This is a genomic window from Sphingobacterium sp. 1.A.5 (assembly GCF_002734235.1).
GTDB classification, from domain to species: Bacteria; Bacteroidota; Bacteroidia; order Sphingobacteriales; family Sphingobacteriaceae; genus Sphingobacterium; species Sphingobacterium daejeonense.
This window is the reverse complement of the sequence record NZ_PEBA01000001.1, coordinates 290,666-307,294: the sequence shown is the minus strand read 5'-3', so window position 1 is coordinate 307,294 and position 16,629 is coordinate 290,666. Positions and strand designations below refer to the sequence as shown.

Sequence of the window (16,629 nt, the reverse complement as noted above, 5' to 3'; positions counted from 1 at the left end):
TATCATAAAACAATAAATGGCAAGATTTAAAATACATGACACGGCAGTAAAGCCAGAAACAGCAGTATTGGTAAGTGTTATCACTCCTGATGTTTCTGATGAAACCGCTAAAGAATATTTAGAAGAATTAGAGTTTTTGGTTACCACCGCAGGTGGTATAACCAAGGGCGTCTTTACACAGAAATTGGCTTTTCCAGACCGCGCAACATTTGTAGGGTCAGGGAAATTAGATGAAATCAAGGAATATATTAAGGCTGAGGAAATTGACATGGTGGTATTCGACGATGAGCTGTCGCCATCTCAATTAAGAAATATTGAAAAGTATTTTGAGATTAAAGTGCTAGACAGATCCAACCTTATCCTTGACATCTTCGCAAAACATGCAAAGACTGCACAGGCGAAAACTCAGGTAGAATTGGCACAGCTTCAATACTTGTTACCTCGTTTGACAAGAATGTGGACTCACTTGGAACGTCAGCGAGGTGGTATTGGTATGCGTGGACCTGGTGAGAGTCAAATCGAAAGTGACAGACGGATGATCTTAAACAAGATTTCCTTGTTAAAAGACCGTTTAAAAACGATTGACAAGCAAAATGAAACCCAACGTAAGAATAGAGGAGAGATGATTCGTGTTGCTTTGGTCGGATATACCAATGTTGGTAAATCAACGATCATGAATATGATTTCCAAATCGGATGTGTTGATTGAGAACAAATTGTTCGCTACACTTGACACTACGGTAAGGAAAGTCGTGATCGACAATCTCCCTTTTTTATTGTCTGATACGGTTGGATTTATCCGCAAATTACCGCATCACTTGGTAGAATGTTTTAAGTCTACTTTGGACGAAGTCCGAGAAGCAGATGTTTTGATTCATGTTGTGGATATTTCACACCCTTATTTTGAAGACCATATCCATGCCGTTAATGAAACTCTAAAGGACATTGGCGCTGTTGACAAACCCGTTATTACTGTTTTCAATAAAATTGACGCTTACAAACCGCCGATTGAAGTAGATGAGGATGGTGAAGAGATCAAAGTTACCTTGGATGATTTCAGGAATTCGTGGATGGCAAAAAATGCAGACCCTGCAATTTTCATTTCCGCGACCGACAAGATTAATGTGGAAGAATTCAAGGAAAAGGTTTATGAAGTAGTTGTGAAAATGCACAACGCCAGATATCCGTATAACAACCTATTGTATTAGGATTTTAAAATGCAAAACAAAGAAGTAGAATTTATTGACTGGGGATTGTTGGATTATCAGGAAGCGTGGGACAAGCAAGAAGAGATTTTTGCAAAAACCCTTGCTATCAAACATGACAATCGAGTAAATAACGAACAGAATCCAACTCCAAACTATTTAATTTTTACGGAGCATCCGCATGTTTACACTTTGGGTAAAAGTGGACATCTCGAGTATCTCTTATTGGATGAGGAAGGTTTGAAAGAGAAAGAAGCCACATTCTATAAGATTAATAGAGGGGGTGACATTACTTACCATGGTCCTGGGCAGATAGTAGGATATCCAATTTTAGATTTGGACAATTTCTTTACTGACATCCATTTATACCTTCGCACTTTGGAGGAAGCAATCATCTTGACCTTAGCAGAATATGGGATTGAGGCAGGCAGATACCCTGGTTATACTGGTGTCTGGTTGGATCCTGACAACGATAGGGCTAGAAAGATATGTGCCATGGGCGTCAGGGCATCAAGGTGGGTTACCATGCACGGATTTGCTTTTAACGTAAATGCAGATTTGAATTATTTTGGGAATATAGTTCCCTGTGGTATAGACGACAAGGATGTCACTTCCATAGAGCGGGAATTAGGTTATAAAGTTGATATTGAAGAAGTAAAACAAAAACTAAAGAGGCATTTGGCAGATCTTTTTAAAATGAATTTGCATTAGCCTATCCACAAAATAAGGAAGCCATAAGACAAAATCTTATGGCTTTTTTTATGATTTGAATTTCTTTCGGGACAATCTATTAATCTGTGCGTCTTCTATTGTATTTACGGATAAATTATGAGAAGTACCCTTTTACTTATATTTTCATTTCTTATTGTTTCGAGCTCCTATGGTCAAGAGTATATTGATGAGGAGGCTTTATTTATGAAACTAGTCAATCAAGTTAGATCTCCCGATTTTAAATTGGAAGAACTGACAAAAGTCTACGAAACTGTTCATTTAGACAAAAAGAATAAAATCGTTGATGTAAAGACCATCTCTCCTCGCAAGAAAAAGCTCAGTAAAAAAGAAGTCTTTAAAACCAACAAGGCAAATGTTTATCGTTTTGTAAAGATTTTCCTGAATGAAAATACTGGAGCTAGGACTATTGACAATGCAGCTACTGCGTTTCCTATTTCTGAAGATGGCTACTTCTGTGTAAATCATCATCATATGGTTGATATATGGAATGCAGGATCTGGAGATCCAGAGGCTGTAGACCGAAGCGTTTATTATTTTTTGGCTGATTTCGAAGGCAACATTTTACCGATTGATTCAGTATGTAGCTATAATGAGCAAGCCGATGTTGCTATCATAAAAGCCAATACAAAGGGCAAGAAAATCGAAGCTTTTCCTTTGGGCAATGAATTAGAAACTGGGGATGATGTTTTTATCATAGCTCATCCGAAGTCCTATTTATATTATTTCAGTGCTGGCATCGTGAACCGGATGACCCAAAACAAAGACAATATCTTTTCACGTAAAATGGAGATATCGGCAGATTTCGCAGCTGGTTCTAGTGGAGGTCCAATTTTCGATGAGTTTGGCAACATTGCAGGCATAGTATCCTTAACGCGATCCCTTTATTACCACCAACAAAAACAGCAGAGTTTACAAATGGTCGTGAGACACACTGCACCAGTTTCTGTGATAAAAGCTTTAATTAAAAAATAGGCTATGAAATTAAAAGTATTATTTGGGATTTGTGTTTTCATCTTGATGAGCTTCACCACCTTTTCTCAAGAATATATCAATAGTGGCAAATTGATACAGAAGCTTGAACAGGAGGTAAATGACCCATCATTTGACATGAAGAAGGTGAACATGTTTTACAATACATTTCATATTGACCGTGAGGACCACAAGATTGACCTTCATCCTTCCACGGCGGAAAAAAAGGTATTGTACCCGGAAGAAATCTACGAAAAGAGGCTTCCGAATGTTTATTTATTTTTACAGGTTTATGGGTCCAATAAATCTAACAAGCTAAAAATCAATGGTGCTGGCACTGCATTTTCGATTTCTGAATATGGTCATTTTTTGATCAATCTTCATATGATTGATGATTTGGGTGTTGGTTCGGGTGATCCGAGTAATGTTGACACTTCGATTCACTTGATTTTAGCCGATTACAGAGGTACTATTCTAACTATAGATTCGGTGGTCACTTATAACAGGGCCGCCGATATCGCCATATTGAAAGCAAACACCAACGGCAAAAAGATCGCTTCAAACCCGTTAGGGCAAGATCTTAAGGCTGGCATGGATGTCTTTGCGATTACACATCCACGGTCTTACTATTACTATTTCAGTACTGGTAGGGTTGCCAGGATGATTGAAAATGACATGGGTGTCATGAGCAGAAAAATGGAAATTACTGCTGATTATGCAGCAGGATCAAGCGGTGGGCCAATCTTTGACAACAAAGGCAATATCGCTGGTATCGTGTCATTAACAAAATCATTCTATTATGACCAATCCGAGCAGAAAAACCTGCAGATGGTTATCAAAGAAGCAGTTCCAGTCAGTACGATTTGGAACCTTATCAACTAGTCTATCCTTCCCTTTAAATTAAAACGGCTATACTACTTACTCCACATCAAACCCCCTCGATGCTGGAGTAAGTTTTTTTTATGGCTGGTAATTTATTACTTGAATAGATTGGTAGGAATAATGTTCAACATGAATCTCTGCCTGTACTTGTTTAGCAATTTGAAACAAAGCTGTTGACTCGGTTCTTTTTGCTACTGAGAGCTTAATTTCTGTACAATGAGGTAAAAATAAATTTTCTACCAGGTCAACAGTATTATTTTCTCCTGATAGATGCCCCAAGATTAGATGTTTAAGGCGTTCGGATCTATGGTCGAGAAAAGCCCCTAACGACAAATCATTGGAAATATGGCCCCAACCACCTTTAATTCTATTTTTTAGGTGGTAAGGATATCTTCCTGTCAGCAGCATTTGCTCGTCATAATTCGCTTCTAGAAACAATATGTCTGCTATTCGGATAGCTTTCTTGACATTGTCACAAATCCTTCCCAAATCCGTGAGTACCGAAATATTGATATGCCCATCGGACACCAAAAAACTACATGGCTCTTGTGCATCGTGATATTTAGGTATCCCGTAAACCGAGAGGTCTTCCAGGTTGACGACAGAATTAGACTTTATGAAATTGACCAAATAGTCTGGGAGCTGTAACCTTGATGATTCATAAGTCCCTTGTGTCAGGTAGATTGGGATTTGATAACGCTTGGCAAAGACTGAAAGTCCACAAATATGATCTGTATGTTCGTGTGTTACGAAGATTGCACTGATGGATGCAGGATTTATTCCCAATGCCGCCATTCGAAGATGAAGGTGCTTGTTATTGATTCCGGCATCTATCAAAACGGCCGTATTACCTTTAGCAATATAGTAGCTATTCCCATTACTTCCAGAAGCCAGCGCAGCATAACGAATCATAATGCAAAGATAGAAAAATGAGACAAAAAAAGAGGCCATTATCGGGCGATAATGACCTCATCTACTTATAAACAACAAACAAGGGAGTAGGAATCATTACTCCAAATATTTTATAATTTCTCGGCTAGGAATTTTTCCAAATCAGCACCGCGAAGATCTTTAGCTATAATTTTTCCCTCAGGAGAAATCAAGTAATTTGTCGGAACAGCTTTAATAGCATATAATTCGCCAACTTCGTTTTTCCAACCTTTTAGGTCAGATACATTTGTCCAAGTCAACCCATCGTCTTTGATTGCTTTTAACCAGTTTTTCTTATCGCTATCCAAAGACACTCCCAATATTTCAAAGTTTTTGTCTTTATATGCTTGATAAGCTTTTACGACATTTGGATTCTCTTGACGACAAGGCTTACACCATGATGCCCAAAAATCAATAAGCACATATTTACCTTTGAAATCAGAAAGTTTAACAGGTTTGCCATTAACATCATTTTGTTCAAAGTCATAAGCGTCAGCACCTACTACAAGTGCTCTTGCTCTCAAAGTATTCAGGAGGCGTTCAGCTCTTTTAGACGTTTTGATTTCCTCTGACAGATTAGCAAACATACCCTTGATATCGTATTCTGGATTGTTCGTATTCGCTAGATTTTCCAGATATACTAAGCTCATTGTGTTTTCAGGGTGTTTCTTAATGAATTCCAATCTGTTTTTAGCAACGGTATTGTTCCATGTTGATTCTACCTTTAGTTTATCAAGTTCCAATTCTGTATTATCTTCAAAGACAATTATTGAATTTTCACCAGTTGGAGCTGCTATATCCGCCAATTGAGGTTCTTGATTTCTGAATTGCTGAAAGAATAAGATTCCAAAAACTAATAAAATAGCAGCAGCAGAAGCTACCATAGACAAAATAGGGAACCTCTTAATCTTTTTAGGTTCTTCTGAATAATCATCTATAGCTAATGGTTCCTCTTGATTTCCTGTTACAGGTTGGATCCGATGGTCTATTCGAGCGACTATTTTTTCAATCCTTTCCGTATCGATAGAATCATCATCGCCTAGTTGAGCAAACCAAGTCTCAACTAATTGCTTTTCCTCGGCACTGCAAGTGCCCAGAAAATAACGGTCCAAAATGTTTTGATCAATATTCATCGAATTACGGTTTATCACGAGGATAAAATATGGTTAAAACAATAGAAAGACGATTGTCAAAACCTTATGTCCCTAGAAAAAAATAAAAAATAGTAAGAATCTTCAATTTACCACCTGAAGCCTTGATAATTAAGCTATATTTATTTCAGATAGTCTTTTCTGACAATCCCAAATGGTCAGCAATTTCTGTATTTGTATATCCATCCATACGCATTTTAAGTATAATTTTATCTTGCGGCGGATATTTATCCATGAGCCTATCTAGTTCTACTAGGAACTGTTTTTCCCTAATATGAAAGTCAGCACTATCTACAAAAGTTTCTCCGAAATGTCTTAATGAATCTAGGTATTTCCGTTCATGCAATTGATGTGCGAAGTAATCTAGGATTTTATTCCGCAGGGCGCGGTATATATAGGATTTAAATTGTTGATTGATTTGAATGTTTTCTCTATTGGTCCATAATTTTATAAACAAATCATGTACAATATCTTCAACAGCATCATCATCATCCAATTTTAATGCAAGACCAACCATAGGCTTTTTATACCTATTATAGAGTTCATTGAATGCCAACTGTTGATCCTGCTTGATTAAATCAAACAGCTCCTCATCAGTCAATATGAAATAGTTATGCATTCTTTAGGTTGTCTTTCAGAATGCAAAATAATAGTTTTTTTATTTATTTACCTAACATTCTGGCAAGCTAAGTGGTACTTTTATTGCTAATCCACCGTCTGCGGTCTCTTTATACTTGATATTCATATCCTGTGCAGTATCCCACATTGTGCTTACTACGGCGTCTAAACTAACTTTTGCTTTGTCTGGATTTGACTGAAGTGCGAGTTGCGCAGCAGTAATTGCTTTAATTGCTCCCATGGTATTTCTTTCGATGCATGGTATCTGCACCAAACCACCGATTGGGTCGCAAGTCAATCCCAAATGATGCTCCATAGCGATCTCTGCAGCCATCAATACTTGTCTTTGCGATCCTCCGAGGCACTCGGTCAAAGCACCGGCAGCCATTGCTGAAGATACACCGATCTCTGCTTGGCACCCTCCCATGGCAGCAGATATCGTCGCCCCTTTCTTGAAAATCGACCCTATTTCAGATGCTGTAGCAATAAATTGGATGATTTTATCCTCCTTATAGCAATCGTGAAAAACAATATAATATTGAAGAACAGCAGGAATTACTCCTGCAGCACCATTGGTCGGAGCAGTAACAACCCTACCAAAAGATGCATTTTCCTCATTAACGGCAAGTGCAAAACAACTTACACAATCCAAAATGTATCCAAAATCCTTACCCCCAGCACGAATGGCCTCAACCCAGGAATCAAAATCACTGTAGGATCTGCCTTTCAACATTCTTTTGTTAAGTTTTGATGCCCTGCGTTCAACATGAAGCCCACCGGGTAGCACACCTTCAGTATGACATCCTTTGTAAATACATTCTTTTATGGTTTGAAATATTTTTTGAACACCCTCTTTTGTTTCTTGTTCTGGCCTCCAAGAGCATTCATTTTCCAATACGAGTTCAGATATTTTTAATCCTGTCCGCATGCAGGAAACCATTAATTCCTGTGCTGTATCAATTGGGAAAGGAAGGTCAATTTCAGAAAGGACACTTTCAGTGTCATTCTCTTGAACCACAAATCCACCACCAATGGAATAATATGTTTCTGAAACCGCTGTTTCATTGTCCAGGAATGCCTGAAAAGTTACAGCGTTCGGGTGAAAAGGAAGGCTTTGGTCGTAAAGGAAAAGTAAATCATCCTGATAGGAGAAGTCAATATCTTTCTTCCCCCCGATACTCATTTTCTTATTGGCTTTAATTCGCTCGACCTTAGGTACGACATCACTGACATCGAATGTTACAGGATCGTCTCCACTAAGCCCTAATAACACGGCGATGTCCGTACCATGGCCAACTCCAGTTTTTGCTAAGGAGCCGTACAGCAGTATTTTCACTTCCTTGATATGATTTAGTAAGTCTCTCTTTTCCAAAGTTTCCACAAATCGCTGTGCCGCACGCCAAGGACCTAAAGTATGGGAACTGGAGGGTCCAATTCCTATTTTAAACATATCGAATATTGAAATCTGCTCTTTTGCCATATTACTCAATCTACTCAACAAAATTAGTCTTTCTTTTGAATAAAAAAAGCCAGTAAAACTTACTGGCTCTTTATTTTTATGTTAACAGATTGGAATTAGATTCCATCTCCATTCTTTAAATTCTCTGAAATAGTTACTGGAAGCTTTCCTTCAGGTTTTATTTGTTTTAACAATGCCTTTAAAACCGCTTTTTGCATAAAGAAATCATTTTGATAGCCCAGTAAAACAGATGAACTACGCATCACATCAACTGAATTTAATGCATACGGATTTGTCAACATAATCGATATGGTTCTTCTACCGGCAATCTTGTCAATAAATTCTTTGGTAGCATCATTCAATTCCAGTTCACTGCGTGGTCTACTGCGATTATCATGAATAACTAAGATAATTTGACGATTGTCTTTTGATTCTTTCATTAACTCTTTCAGTTGTTCTTCGGTTTCATTCCCTTTTATAAAGAACTGTTCGAAGTCACTCAATTGAAGGGCAAGTCCTTTTTCAAAATCTTGAGCTTTATCAATGCCTACACTCACGATGGATGTAGATCTTTTTGGATCAAATCTTTTAAGACCACGTTCAGATTTCAATAAAGTTACCGCCGCATCAGCGATACGTTGAACAAGACTTTGAGCACTTGGGGTATTTAAATCCTGATAAAGGTTATTTTTATTAACTACTTTTGGTTGATTTAATCCTAGCCATAATTTTGCAGCCAATACTTTCTTTACACGAGCATCAACAGATGCTTGAGAAATTCTTCCAGATTTGATTGCTTTTTCTATAAGATCAATTGCACGGCCGCTATTTTCAGAAACTTCCAAAAGATCATGTCCGGCTTCGATAGCCATGACATCAGCTTCTCCTCGAGGAAAGTATTTTTTCACGCCGTTCATATCCATTGCATCCGTTACCGTCAAACCTTGAAAACCTAATTCCTTACGCAAAAGGTCAGTAACAACCTTCTTCGAGATCGATGATGGAATATTTGGGGTAGCGTCTAATGCAGGAATATTCATGTGAGCAACCATAACTGATGGAGCTCCATCCTTTATTAATTCTCGGAATGGATATAACTCTAAGCTGTCTAGTCTAGTTTTGTCAAATTTTAACTGTGGCAGGTCATGGTGGGAGTCAACATCTGTGTCTCCATGACCTGGAAAATGTTTCAAAGATGCCAAAATGCCGCCTTGAACCATACCATCCATATAGGCTTTAGCCTTGGCAGTTACTTTATATTTATCATCTCCAAAAGAACGGAAATTGATTACTGGGTTTTTAGAATTGTTATTGATGTCAACAACTGGCGCAAAGTTGAAATGCATGCCAATTCTTTGGAAATCGCGAGCAACTTGGCGCCCCATCTCATACAACATATTGTTGTTTTGGATTGCTCCCAATGTCATTTGGTAAGGGTAAGAAATTGTAGAATCCGGCATACGCATTCCTAATCCCCATTCACCATCAAATGTTATCAACAAAGGAACTTTACTGACTTTTTGATATTGATTGAACATATTTGCATGTCTAACCGGTCCCCCTTGAAAAACTACTAAGCCACCTAACTGCTCTTTTTCAATAACTTGTTTTACAGAATCAATATATTTTTGACCAAGATTGGTATGTGCTCTAACTAAAAAAAGCTGCGCAATACGTTGTTTTGGAGTCAAGGTATTAAATACAGAATCGACCCAGGTATGCTTTTGGTTGATAAAATTTATGAAATTGGGCTTATTTTGGGCAAATCCCGCAGAAATAAGCATAATGGACAGCAATCCGATACAGAATAGTTTCTTAATCATCACAATATAGTTTATACGAAATACGGGAATTTTAGTTAGTTTTTAAAATATTTTGCATTTTTAAAACACAACACGCACAAAACCGCAGTCTAGAGATTGTATTTTGCCTCTACCAATTTTGCCAATTCCGCAGCATTGTCTAATTCACCACATGCTTCTTTTTTCCAAAGCATATCAATTATCAACAATAAGAATTGTGTTTCCAAATCCGGATTTTCATACCTGAGTTCCTGGAATGCTTTGAGTACAATTGGCTGTACGGGTTTTATAAAAAGTTCATGTTGGGACTTTGAGAAGCTATGATGTGAAAGTCTCTCCTGCAATTTCCAAAACTGTGGGTCATCAGCAACAAGCTTGCTTGGAAATTGAACCATGTTTTTCAAAAAGTCTTTGGCACCTTTATAAGTCATCATTCCTTTATGATGCAAAAGAACTTTCCGATACCCAGATTTAACAATATGTGCCAAAAGCGCATCTTTATTTCCAAAATGTTTAAAGATAAGCGCTTCAGAAACTCCAGCCTTTGCAGCAATCTCCTTGGTAGAGGTATCAAGATAACCTTTACTGGCAAATAGCTGCAAAGCAGTTTGCAATATCTTTTCCTTTCTACTGAGCGTTGTTTCTTTCATTGACTTATGGAGCAAATATATCCATTTTTTTCGAGGGTACTGAAAAAGTCTTCTTAAAAATTTAGAGGTTTCAAAATGCTTGAAAACCATGTGTTAAACCCTTTGAGAATCGAGTATTTGCGACTTAAAATATAGAAGCATTCAAATAGAAAAAAGATAAGGGCTTATGAACATAAAAATTCATAAGCCCTTTTTTAATGGATAGTTTTTCAGTGCCCTCTTTTTTTCTGAATGTCTTTTTTCTGTGGCACTACAATGATAAGTGATTTAGAATACGATTGTTAGAACATCTTGTATCTTTTTTGTGATTATAAAGTTGCTCTCATTTAAAAGCTATATTATTGAAAAAAATTTACCAGCGGCCTAACCATGAAATGCCTTTTGCCATTTTTATTGATCATCGTATTTAGTCATTCTATCAGTCAAGCACAGAGCATTGTTTCTGGGAAAGTGCAGGACAAAACTAAAGCCAATCCCTTACAAGATGCCAGCATACAGCTTTTGAACTTAAAAGACTCAACGGTGAGATCTGCAAAGTCCAATGACAAGGGAGCATTTTCCTTTGAGCGAGTAAACCCTGGAAGATATCAGTTATCTGGAACTCTCTTGGGGTTCAAAAAGTTTGAGCAACAGCTGGATGTTAATAAAGCAACACAATCTGTTGTGGTAGAATTGGAACCGGGGGAAATTATAATTGAGGAGATTACTATTGCACCGGCACCCAATGTTGCTGTTCGTGGTGATACACTAGAATTCAATTCCCGGAATTTTGCGACACGCGAATATGCTGACGCAGATGAGATGGTCGCTCAAGTACCCGGAGTAACAATCGATGAAGATGGAAAGGTTTCAGCTCATGGTGAAGAAGTAACTAAAATTATGGTAGACGGCAAGGAATTCTTTAGCACAGACCCTAAAGTTGCACTCAAGACACTTCCTGCTGATATAATCGACAAACTACAGATCATCGATGAGAAAAGTGAGCAATCAAAGTTCTCAGGATTTGATGACGGGAAGAGGTCTAAAGTGATCAATATTGTAACTAAACCCGATAAGAAAAAGGGCCTGTTTGGAAAATTTAATGCTGGCAAAGGAGATGAGGATAAATTCAGCTTAAATACTGGAGTGAATGCTTTCCGAGGTGATGAAAAGGTTTCCATCAACATAATGGCAAACAACATCAATGAAACTGATTTCTCTGAGCAAGGAAGAGGTGGGTTCAGGAGAGGAAACAACAATACAGATAGAGGTCTTTCTGACACCTACGCTGCTGCCGCAAATTATACAAACACCTTCTTGGACAAAAAATTGGAAGTAAATGGAAATTATAGGTTCCGTAGCAGCAATACCATTACCAATACGCTTTCCGACGTTGAATATACAACAGGAACTCGGGCAAACCAATTTCAAAAACAACAACAAGAAGGGGAGAACGGAAATTCAGAGCATAATCTTCGAGGTAGATTGAAATGGGATATCGACAGCATGAACAGATTGGATATAAATCCGAACTTATCTTATACAAACCGAGATATTTTCAATTCTTCGGTTAGTAATATGATGAAAGAAGGTTCGGAACCGCTGAATAATTCTGATCGCAAATTCAACAACAATAACAGTAATTTCAGTTTTGGGGGCTCATTGACATATATGCACAGATTAAGGAAATCTGGCCAAACAATATCGTTGAACCTTGATGGGAATAAGAGCAGCAATGAAGCCTTGGGCAGGACATTATCTTTTAATCAATACTACAAAGATGCGATGCTCGACCGAATTGATACCAACAATAGAGAAAGTATTACCAATGGATATGGTAGTGGCTATAACGGCAGGCTCTCATACACCTATAATTTATCTAAGATTTCAAGATTTCAGGCAAATTATGGATTTCGAAATACCAGTAACTACTCCGATAGGAAAACCATGGAGTTCTTGGCAGAAACGGGGCAATTCGATGAATTAAACGAAAGGCTGTCTAATGAGTTCCGAAATGATTTCAATCATCATAGTGCCGGTATATCATATGCTTACAACAAACAAGACACTTTCAGATTTCAAATCGGAATCAATTATGAAAGAGGGATAAGAACTAATGACCGAACCTTTCCTATAGATCTAAAAACCACAGCTGACTTTGGTGCCTTTCTACCGGAAATGACTGTGGTCTATTTCTTCACTAAAGAGCGGAACTTAGAATTCAACTACAACAAACAAACCAATACCCCGTCCATTGAACAGCTTCAGGATTATATTGATAATTCCAACGAACTTTTCCTCCGAAACGGTAATCCAAACCTAAATCAAGAACAATCGCACCGATTAAGGTTTCAATATCGCGATGTGAATAGAAAAAACGGCCGAAGCTTTACAAGCAACATAAACTTTGATTATATCAACGATAAAATCATTATGAACACGATGACCACAGACAGCACAATAACGCTGTTTGATGATATTATATTAGGTGCAGGAGGTCAATATGCGGTACCAGAAAACATAAATGGTGTATTTCAATTAAGAGCCAACAATAATTATGGATTGCCATTAAAGAAGCTAGGGTTCAATCTGAATTTAAACAATAACTTATTTTACAATAGAAATTATGCCATCCTCAACAAAGAATTGATGCCCAACCATAGCTATGGCTTCAGTCAACATGTTGGGATATACACCAATTTTAGTAAAAAGATCATCATTGGCTTTAACTATAACCTGAACATGAATTTCACCAACAACCCTATGAGTGAAATCTCACATTATCAGATAACAAATCATAGGGTCAGCAATACTTTTATTTTAGAGTTCTTTAAGAATATGACGATGAGCTACAATTATTCTTACCTGTACAATGGTGGAGTAATGGGTGCAGAAGGAATTTCCACCAACTTATTAAATGCTTCCATCGGCTACAAAGTATTTAAAAAGAAAAATGCCGAGATATCACTAAAGGCATTCGATTTATTCAATAATGCGAAAAACATAAATAGAAGAGTTTCTGAAATTTCTATCTCAAATATCACCTCTAATACCCTTACGAGATACTTTTTGCTGAGTGTAAGCTATAATTTGAGAAATTTCGGAGGAAGAGGTTCTCGAGAAGATTAACTATAAAATTATTCGTCGAACAATTAATGTTCATTATCCAATGCTGCGACTTTATTTTGGAATCCTGTCCAAGTTTTAGTATGAATGGGGTTTTTATACAATTGATCTTCAGTATTCAATCTATTTATTTTCTGTAAGAGGTATTTTTTCCGGTCTGCGGGTGCTGGGTGGGAAGATATCCAGCTTACAACATCATCAGAAGTTAAGTATACATCAAACAATTCCATCACTTGAGCCATGCTATGGGAATTTATTTTAGCTTGTTCAAGATAATCAACAGCAAGTTCATCAGCTTCCTTTTCTAATTTTCTTGAATAAGCTTGGCCAGTAACAAAATTGGTAATTTCACCAGTTCCAGAGCCAGATAGTAACAAATCCAAGCCAAAATTAGTTATCAAGGCCCTCATCACATGATTTTTTTCACAATGTGCAATTTCATGCGCCAGAATTGCAGATAGATAATTTGAACTATCCAAAAAATTGATCAAACCAGTAGTTACAATAATTTTGTCATCCGGCAAAGCAAAAGCATTGACCTCTTCACTTTTTATGAGGTATAAATCGTAATTTTTAGCTGAAATATAATTTTCCTTTAAAATAGGTATGAATATCGAGTCCAAAGTAGAATTCAGTTGCTCATCATCAATAACCTCATAAGTCTCTTTTACATGATCAAGGACCAATTTCCCTAGTTTTGCTTCAAGACGATCATGATTCTTTTCGATTTCAAACACAGCTTTCCAATTCACCTGAATTAAAAGGAAATAGAAAATGGATATCCCACAAATTAAAAGGAGTAATTTTCCAAAAATCTTCATTTCTCAATGATTTTATCTGTTAAATCCGAAAAGAAGAACCAACGAACATGAATCCCTTTTCTGGTTTGAATTGAGGTGTAAATTGTTGAAATAATCTCGATGGTATTTAAAACTAATACCAAGATTATATAAGATATATAATAATTGGTTACTTCTTTATGGTTAAAAATAATAGATATAGTCCACCAAAAAGCAGCAGAATTAAAGAAGAAAATTGCGAATTGTGAAATTAAAGCTTGAGTACAATGCCATTTAACAAATTTAGGTCTCTTTCTATTTCCCAAATAAAAAATAATGGTTGCAATAAGGTTAAATATGGGTAGTGGCAAACCTACGAATAATGCAAATAGAGACATCAAATAGCTGTTTGATGCATATTCACGCTCATCTTCAGAAATTTCTTTTGGATTGAAGTTTATAGACCCTTGGATATGTTCCATGCCCAGTTTATAATAACCAATATAATTAATCCAGCACTTACTATTTTATGTTTTTGCAAGTACAATTCTATCTTTCTATAGGTCTTGTAATAATAATCTTTTTTTGTTGTTAAATCTAACATCAATAAAATCAGAACACCTATTATAATCGCTACAGAAATGATCCCGAATGGGTTAATCATGAATGCTTCGCCGATATGCCCATGCATTAATGCTTGAATAGACCTTGTGGTTCCACAAGATGGGCAAGGATAACCACTCACTAATTTTACAGGACAAACTGTTATTTCTGCCCAACTGATATAATCAATCAATAGCCATAGAATGGCAAAGAAACAAACTATCCCTGTTATCAAATACAGTCTGTTTCTTTGATTGACCACAACTAATAACTTAGTGCAGTTACTAATTTTTCAAAATTCTTGGATTTAGTAGCCCCCATAATTAAGAACCAATCGATGATTGTCCAAATTCCGAAACCACCACAGGTCAACAGTTTGGCAATTCCAAGGCCTGTATCACCAATCATAAACCGATCAATTCCAAAAGTCCCACCTAACAATGAAACAATCAAAACTGTTGTTGGGTCTTTATACTGTTGTATCTGAACATTCGTCAGCTTGCTGTCGTCAACTTTTGTCAACAAATCCTTGATTTCCATCAATTGATAAGATTCAAAAAACTTGTTGTTAGTGATTAAGAACATGTCAACTTTTTGACTATCCATTTTTCATATTTATTTAGTGTGTAAAAAAAATCCATTTACCTATTTGAAAGATAAATGGATTTTTTGAAATATTTTAATAAACAATTAATTTTTAATCAACTTTTTATGTTTTCTTTTTGAGATTTTCTCGATGTTAACCGGTTGAGGTACTTTTACATAATATCCAGTACCATCATATTCACGCTTCCTAGGATGTGTTTGGCATTCATTGGAACAGCAACCATCCAATTCCCATCCACATTCATCACATTGGGTGAAGTGTTCATTACATTCCGGATTTGCGCAGTTAATCATTTTCTGTGTAACTTTCCCACAGGTTCTACATGTTGATACGATCGATGGGTTTACAGAATTCACTGGAACTGTAACACGGTTGTCGAAAACATAACATTCTCCTTCAAAATCCTCACCACCAGCTTCCTTACCATATTTAATTATTCCGCCATGTAATTGATAAACATCTTCAAAACCTTCTTTTAACAATAAGGCTGACGCTTTTTCACATTTAATTCCTCCAGTACAGTAAGTTAATATCTTCTTGCCTTTTAAATGTTCAAGTTCTTTAACTTTCTCAGGGAATTCGCGGAAATTCTCAATATCCAATGTTACGGCATTTTTAAATCGCCCCACATTATGCTCATAGTTTGAACGAACGTCAAGAATAACAACATCTTCCTGATCCTTCATAGCCAAAAATTCCTTAGGCTCAAGATGTACACCAGTTTGTTTATTAGGATCTATTTCTGATGGATTACGCAACCCTGAATGCACAATTTCTTCCTTATAACGGCAGTGCATTTTTATAAACGAGAGCTCCTCGACATCATCGATTTTAAATTCTGTCTTTGCGAACCTTGGATCTGCATGTACATGCTCCATATAAGATTTAACAGCAACAGGAGTTCCAGAGACAGTTCCGTTTAGACCTTCATCGGCTACGATAATACGTCCGACAAGTCCAAGTGATTTACAAAAGTCTAAGTGATCTTCAGCGAATTTTTCCGCGTTCTCGATAGGGCTGTAACAATAGTACAGCAATGTTTGATATTGTGCCATATATTCATTGATACCGCTGCAAACGGCGTTTAATGTTTAAAATTATGATGCAAAGATAAAAAAATTGAACAATCAAAAATTGA

At 36.8% G+C, this 16,629-nt stretch carries 16 protein-coding genes; 5 read left to right on the top strand and 11 right to left on the bottom strand.

All coding sequences use genetic code 11. The features are described 5' to 3' along the window. The first annotated feature begins 16 nt into the window (after positions 1–16). The 4 genes from hflX to CRT24_RS01460 all read left to right on the top strand — a co-directional run bounded on the left by hflX (position 17) and on the right by CRT24_RS01460 (position 3,787). Entirely contained in the window at positions 17–1,207 is a 1,191-nt protein-coding gene (gene hflX, locus CRT24_RS01475; RefSeq protein WP_099369476.1) for a GTPase HflX, read from the top strand. 9 nt (positions 1,208–1,216) lie between these two features. Further along, positions 1,217–1,915 carry a lipoyl(octanoyl) transferase LipB gene (gene lipB, locus CRT24_RS01470; protein WP_099369475.1) on the top strand — a complete coding sequence of 233 codons (699 nt, stop codon included), beginning with the start codon at positions 1,217–1,219 and terminating at the stop codon, positions 1,913–1,915. A gap of 117 nt (positions 1,916–2,032) precedes the next feature. Further along, on the top strand, positions 2,033–2,908 hold the full coding sequence (locus tag CRT24_RS01465; RefSeq protein ID WP_099369474.1) for a serine protease: 876 nt from the start codon (positions 2,033–2,035) through the stop codon (positions 2,906–2,908). A gap of 3 nt (positions 2,909–2,911) precedes the next feature. Then, positions 2,912–3,787: a serine protease gene (locus CRT24_RS01460; RefSeq protein WP_099369473.1), complete on the top strand. Its 876-nt coding sequence runs from the start codon at positions 2,912–2,914 to the stop codon at positions 3,785–3,787. 78 nt (positions 3,788–3,865) lie between these two features. On the opposite strand, the gene CRT24_RS01455 is transcribed toward CRT24_RS01460, so the two are convergent. The 6 genes from CRT24_RS01455 to CRT24_RS01430 form a co-directional block, all read right to left on the bottom strand. After that, positions 3,866–4,699, bottom strand: coding sequence for an MBL fold metallo-hydrolase (locus CRT24_RS01455; RefSeq protein WP_257213917.1), 834 nt, complete (start codon positions 4,697–4,699; stop codon positions 3,866–3,868). Positions 4,700–4,809: 110 nt separating this feature from the next. Beyond that, complete coding sequence (locus CRT24_RS01450; RefSeq protein ID WP_257213916.1) at positions 4,810–5,850, bottom strand: peroxiredoxin; 1,041 nt, start codon at positions 5,848–5,850, stop codon at positions 4,810–4,812. Positions 5,851–5,995: 145 nt separating this feature from the next. Beyond that, on the bottom strand, positions 5,996–6,487 hold the full coding sequence (locus CRT24_RS01445; RefSeq protein WP_099369472.1) for an RNA polymerase sigma factor: 492 nt from the start codon (positions 6,485–6,487) through the stop codon (positions 5,996–5,998). 51 nt (positions 6,488–6,538) lie between these two features. Continuing rightward, the gene (locus CRT24_RS01440) at positions 6,539–7,966 is read right to left on the bottom strand and encodes an L-serine ammonia-lyase (protein WP_099369471.1); all 1,428 of its coding nucleotides are present in this window, start codon (positions 7,964–7,966) and stop codon (positions 6,539–6,541) included. Between the two features lie 95 nt (positions 7,967–8,061). Further along, positions 8,062–9,768 carry a glycoside hydrolase family 3 protein gene (locus CRT24_RS01435; RefSeq protein ID WP_099369470.1) on the bottom strand — a complete coding sequence of 569 codons (1,707 nt, stop codon included), beginning with the start codon at positions 9,766–9,768 and terminating at the stop codon, positions 8,062–8,064. Between the two features lie 89 nt (positions 9,769–9,857). Next, positions 9,858–10,397: a TetR/AcrR family transcriptional regulator gene (locus tag CRT24_RS01430; protein WP_099369469.1), complete on the bottom strand. Its 540-nt coding sequence runs from the start codon at positions 10,395–10,397 to the stop codon at positions 9,858–9,860. 369 nt (positions 10,398–10,766) lie between these two features. Here CRT24_RS01430 and CRT24_RS01425 point away from each other — a divergent pair, with 369 nt between their 5' ends. After that, positions 10,767–13,505 (top strand): outer membrane beta-barrel protein, encoded by a 2,739-nt coding sequence (locus tag CRT24_RS01425; protein WP_099369468.1) that lies wholly within the window; start codon positions 10,767–10,769, stop codon positions 13,503–13,505. 23 nt (positions 13,506–13,528) lie between these two features. Here the strand turns inward: CRT24_RS01425 and CRT24_RS01420 are convergent, their stop codons facing one another. The 5 genes from CRT24_RS01420 to CRT24_RS01400 form a co-directional block, all read right to left on the bottom strand. Continuing rightward, positions 13,529–14,323: a M48 family metallopeptidase gene (locus tag CRT24_RS01420; RefSeq protein WP_099369467.1), complete on the bottom strand. Its 795-nt coding sequence runs from the start codon at positions 14,321–14,323 to the stop codon at positions 13,529–13,531. After that, positions 14,320–14,763: a DUF4870 domain-containing protein gene (locus CRT24_RS01415; RefSeq protein WP_099369466.1), complete on the bottom strand. Its 444-nt coding sequence runs from the start codon at positions 14,761–14,763 to the stop codon at positions 14,320–14,322. Before CRT24_RS01415 ends, CRT24_RS01420 begins: the two co-directional genes overlap by 4 nt. Further along, entirely contained in the window at positions 14,739–15,119 is a 381-nt protein-coding gene (locus CRT24_RS01410; RefSeq protein WP_218962552.1) for a DUF2752 domain-containing protein, read from the bottom strand. Before CRT24_RS01410 ends, CRT24_RS01415 begins: the two co-directional genes overlap by 25 nt. Positions 15,120–15,148: 29 nt before the next feature. Beyond that, on the bottom strand, positions 15,149–15,490 hold the full coding sequence (locus CRT24_RS01405) for a TM2 domain-containing protein (protein ID WP_099369464.1): 342 nt from the start codon (positions 15,488–15,490) through the stop codon (positions 15,149–15,151). An 84-nt stretch (positions 15,491–15,574) separates the two neighbouring features. Further along, entirely contained in the window at positions 15,575–16,546 is a 972-nt protein-coding gene (locus tag CRT24_RS01400; RefSeq protein WP_099369463.1) for a rhodanese-related sulfurtransferase, read from the bottom strand. Positions 16,547–16,629 lie beyond the last annotated feature (83 nt).

Excerpts from the sequence above, each read along its gene's own strand:
- hflX (WP_099369476.1), top strand. The coding sequence starts at position 17 with ATGGCAAGATTTAAAATACATGACACGGCAGTAAAGCCAGAAACAGCA.
- lipB (WP_099369475.1), top strand. The coding sequence starts at position 1,217 with ATGCAAAACAAAGAAGTAGAATTTATTGACTGGGGATTGTTGGATTAT.
- CRT24_RS01465 (WP_099369474.1), top strand. The coding sequence starts at position 2,033 with ATGAGAAGTACCCTTTTACTTATATTTTCATTTCTTATTGTTTCGAGC.
- CRT24_RS01460 (WP_099369473.1), top strand. The coding sequence starts at position 2,912 with ATGAAATTAAAAGTATTATTTGGGATTTGTGTTTTCATCTTGATGAGC.
- CRT24_RS01455 (WP_257213917.1), bottom strand. The coding sequence starts at position 4,699 with ATGATTCGTTATGCTGCGCTGGCTTCTGGAAGTAATGGGAATAGCTAC.
- CRT24_RS01450 (WP_257213916.1), bottom strand. The coding sequence starts at position 5,850 with ATGAATATTGATCAAAACATTTTGGACCGTTATTTTCTGGGCACTTGC.
- CRT24_RS01445 (WP_099369472.1), bottom strand. The coding sequence starts at position 6,487 with ATGCATAACTATTTCATATTGACTGATGAGGAGCTGTTTGATTTAATC.
- CRT24_RS01440 (WP_099369471.1), bottom strand. The coding sequence starts at position 7,966 with ATGGCAAAAGAGCAGATTTCAATATTCGATATGTTTAAAATAGGAATT.
- CRT24_RS01435 (WP_099369470.1), bottom strand. The coding sequence starts at position 9,768 with ATGATTAAGAAACTATTCTGTATCGGATTGCTGTCCATTATGCTTATT.
- CRT24_RS01430 (WP_099369469.1), bottom strand. The coding sequence starts at position 10,397 with ATGAAAGAAACAACGCTCAGTAGAAAGGAAAAGATATTGCAAACTGCT.
- CRT24_RS01425 (WP_099369468.1), top strand. The coding sequence starts at position 10,767 with ATGAAATGCCTTTTGCCATTTTTATTGATCATCGTATTTAGTCATTCT.
- CRT24_RS01420 (WP_099369467.1), bottom strand. The coding sequence starts at position 14,323 with ATGAAGATTTTTGGAAAATTACTCCTTTTAATTTGTGGGATATCCATT.
- CRT24_RS01415 (WP_099369466.1), bottom strand. The coding sequence starts at position 14,763 with ATGGAACATATCCAAGGGTCTATAAACTTCAATCCAAAAGAAATTTCT.
- CRT24_RS01405 (WP_099369464.1), bottom strand. The coding sequence starts at position 15,490 with ATGGATAGTCAAAAAGTTGACATGTTCTTAATCACTAACAACAAGTTT.
- CRT24_RS01400 (WP_099369463.1), bottom strand. The coding sequence starts at position 16,546 with ATGGCACAATATCAAACATTGCTGTACTATTGTTACAGCCCTATCGAG.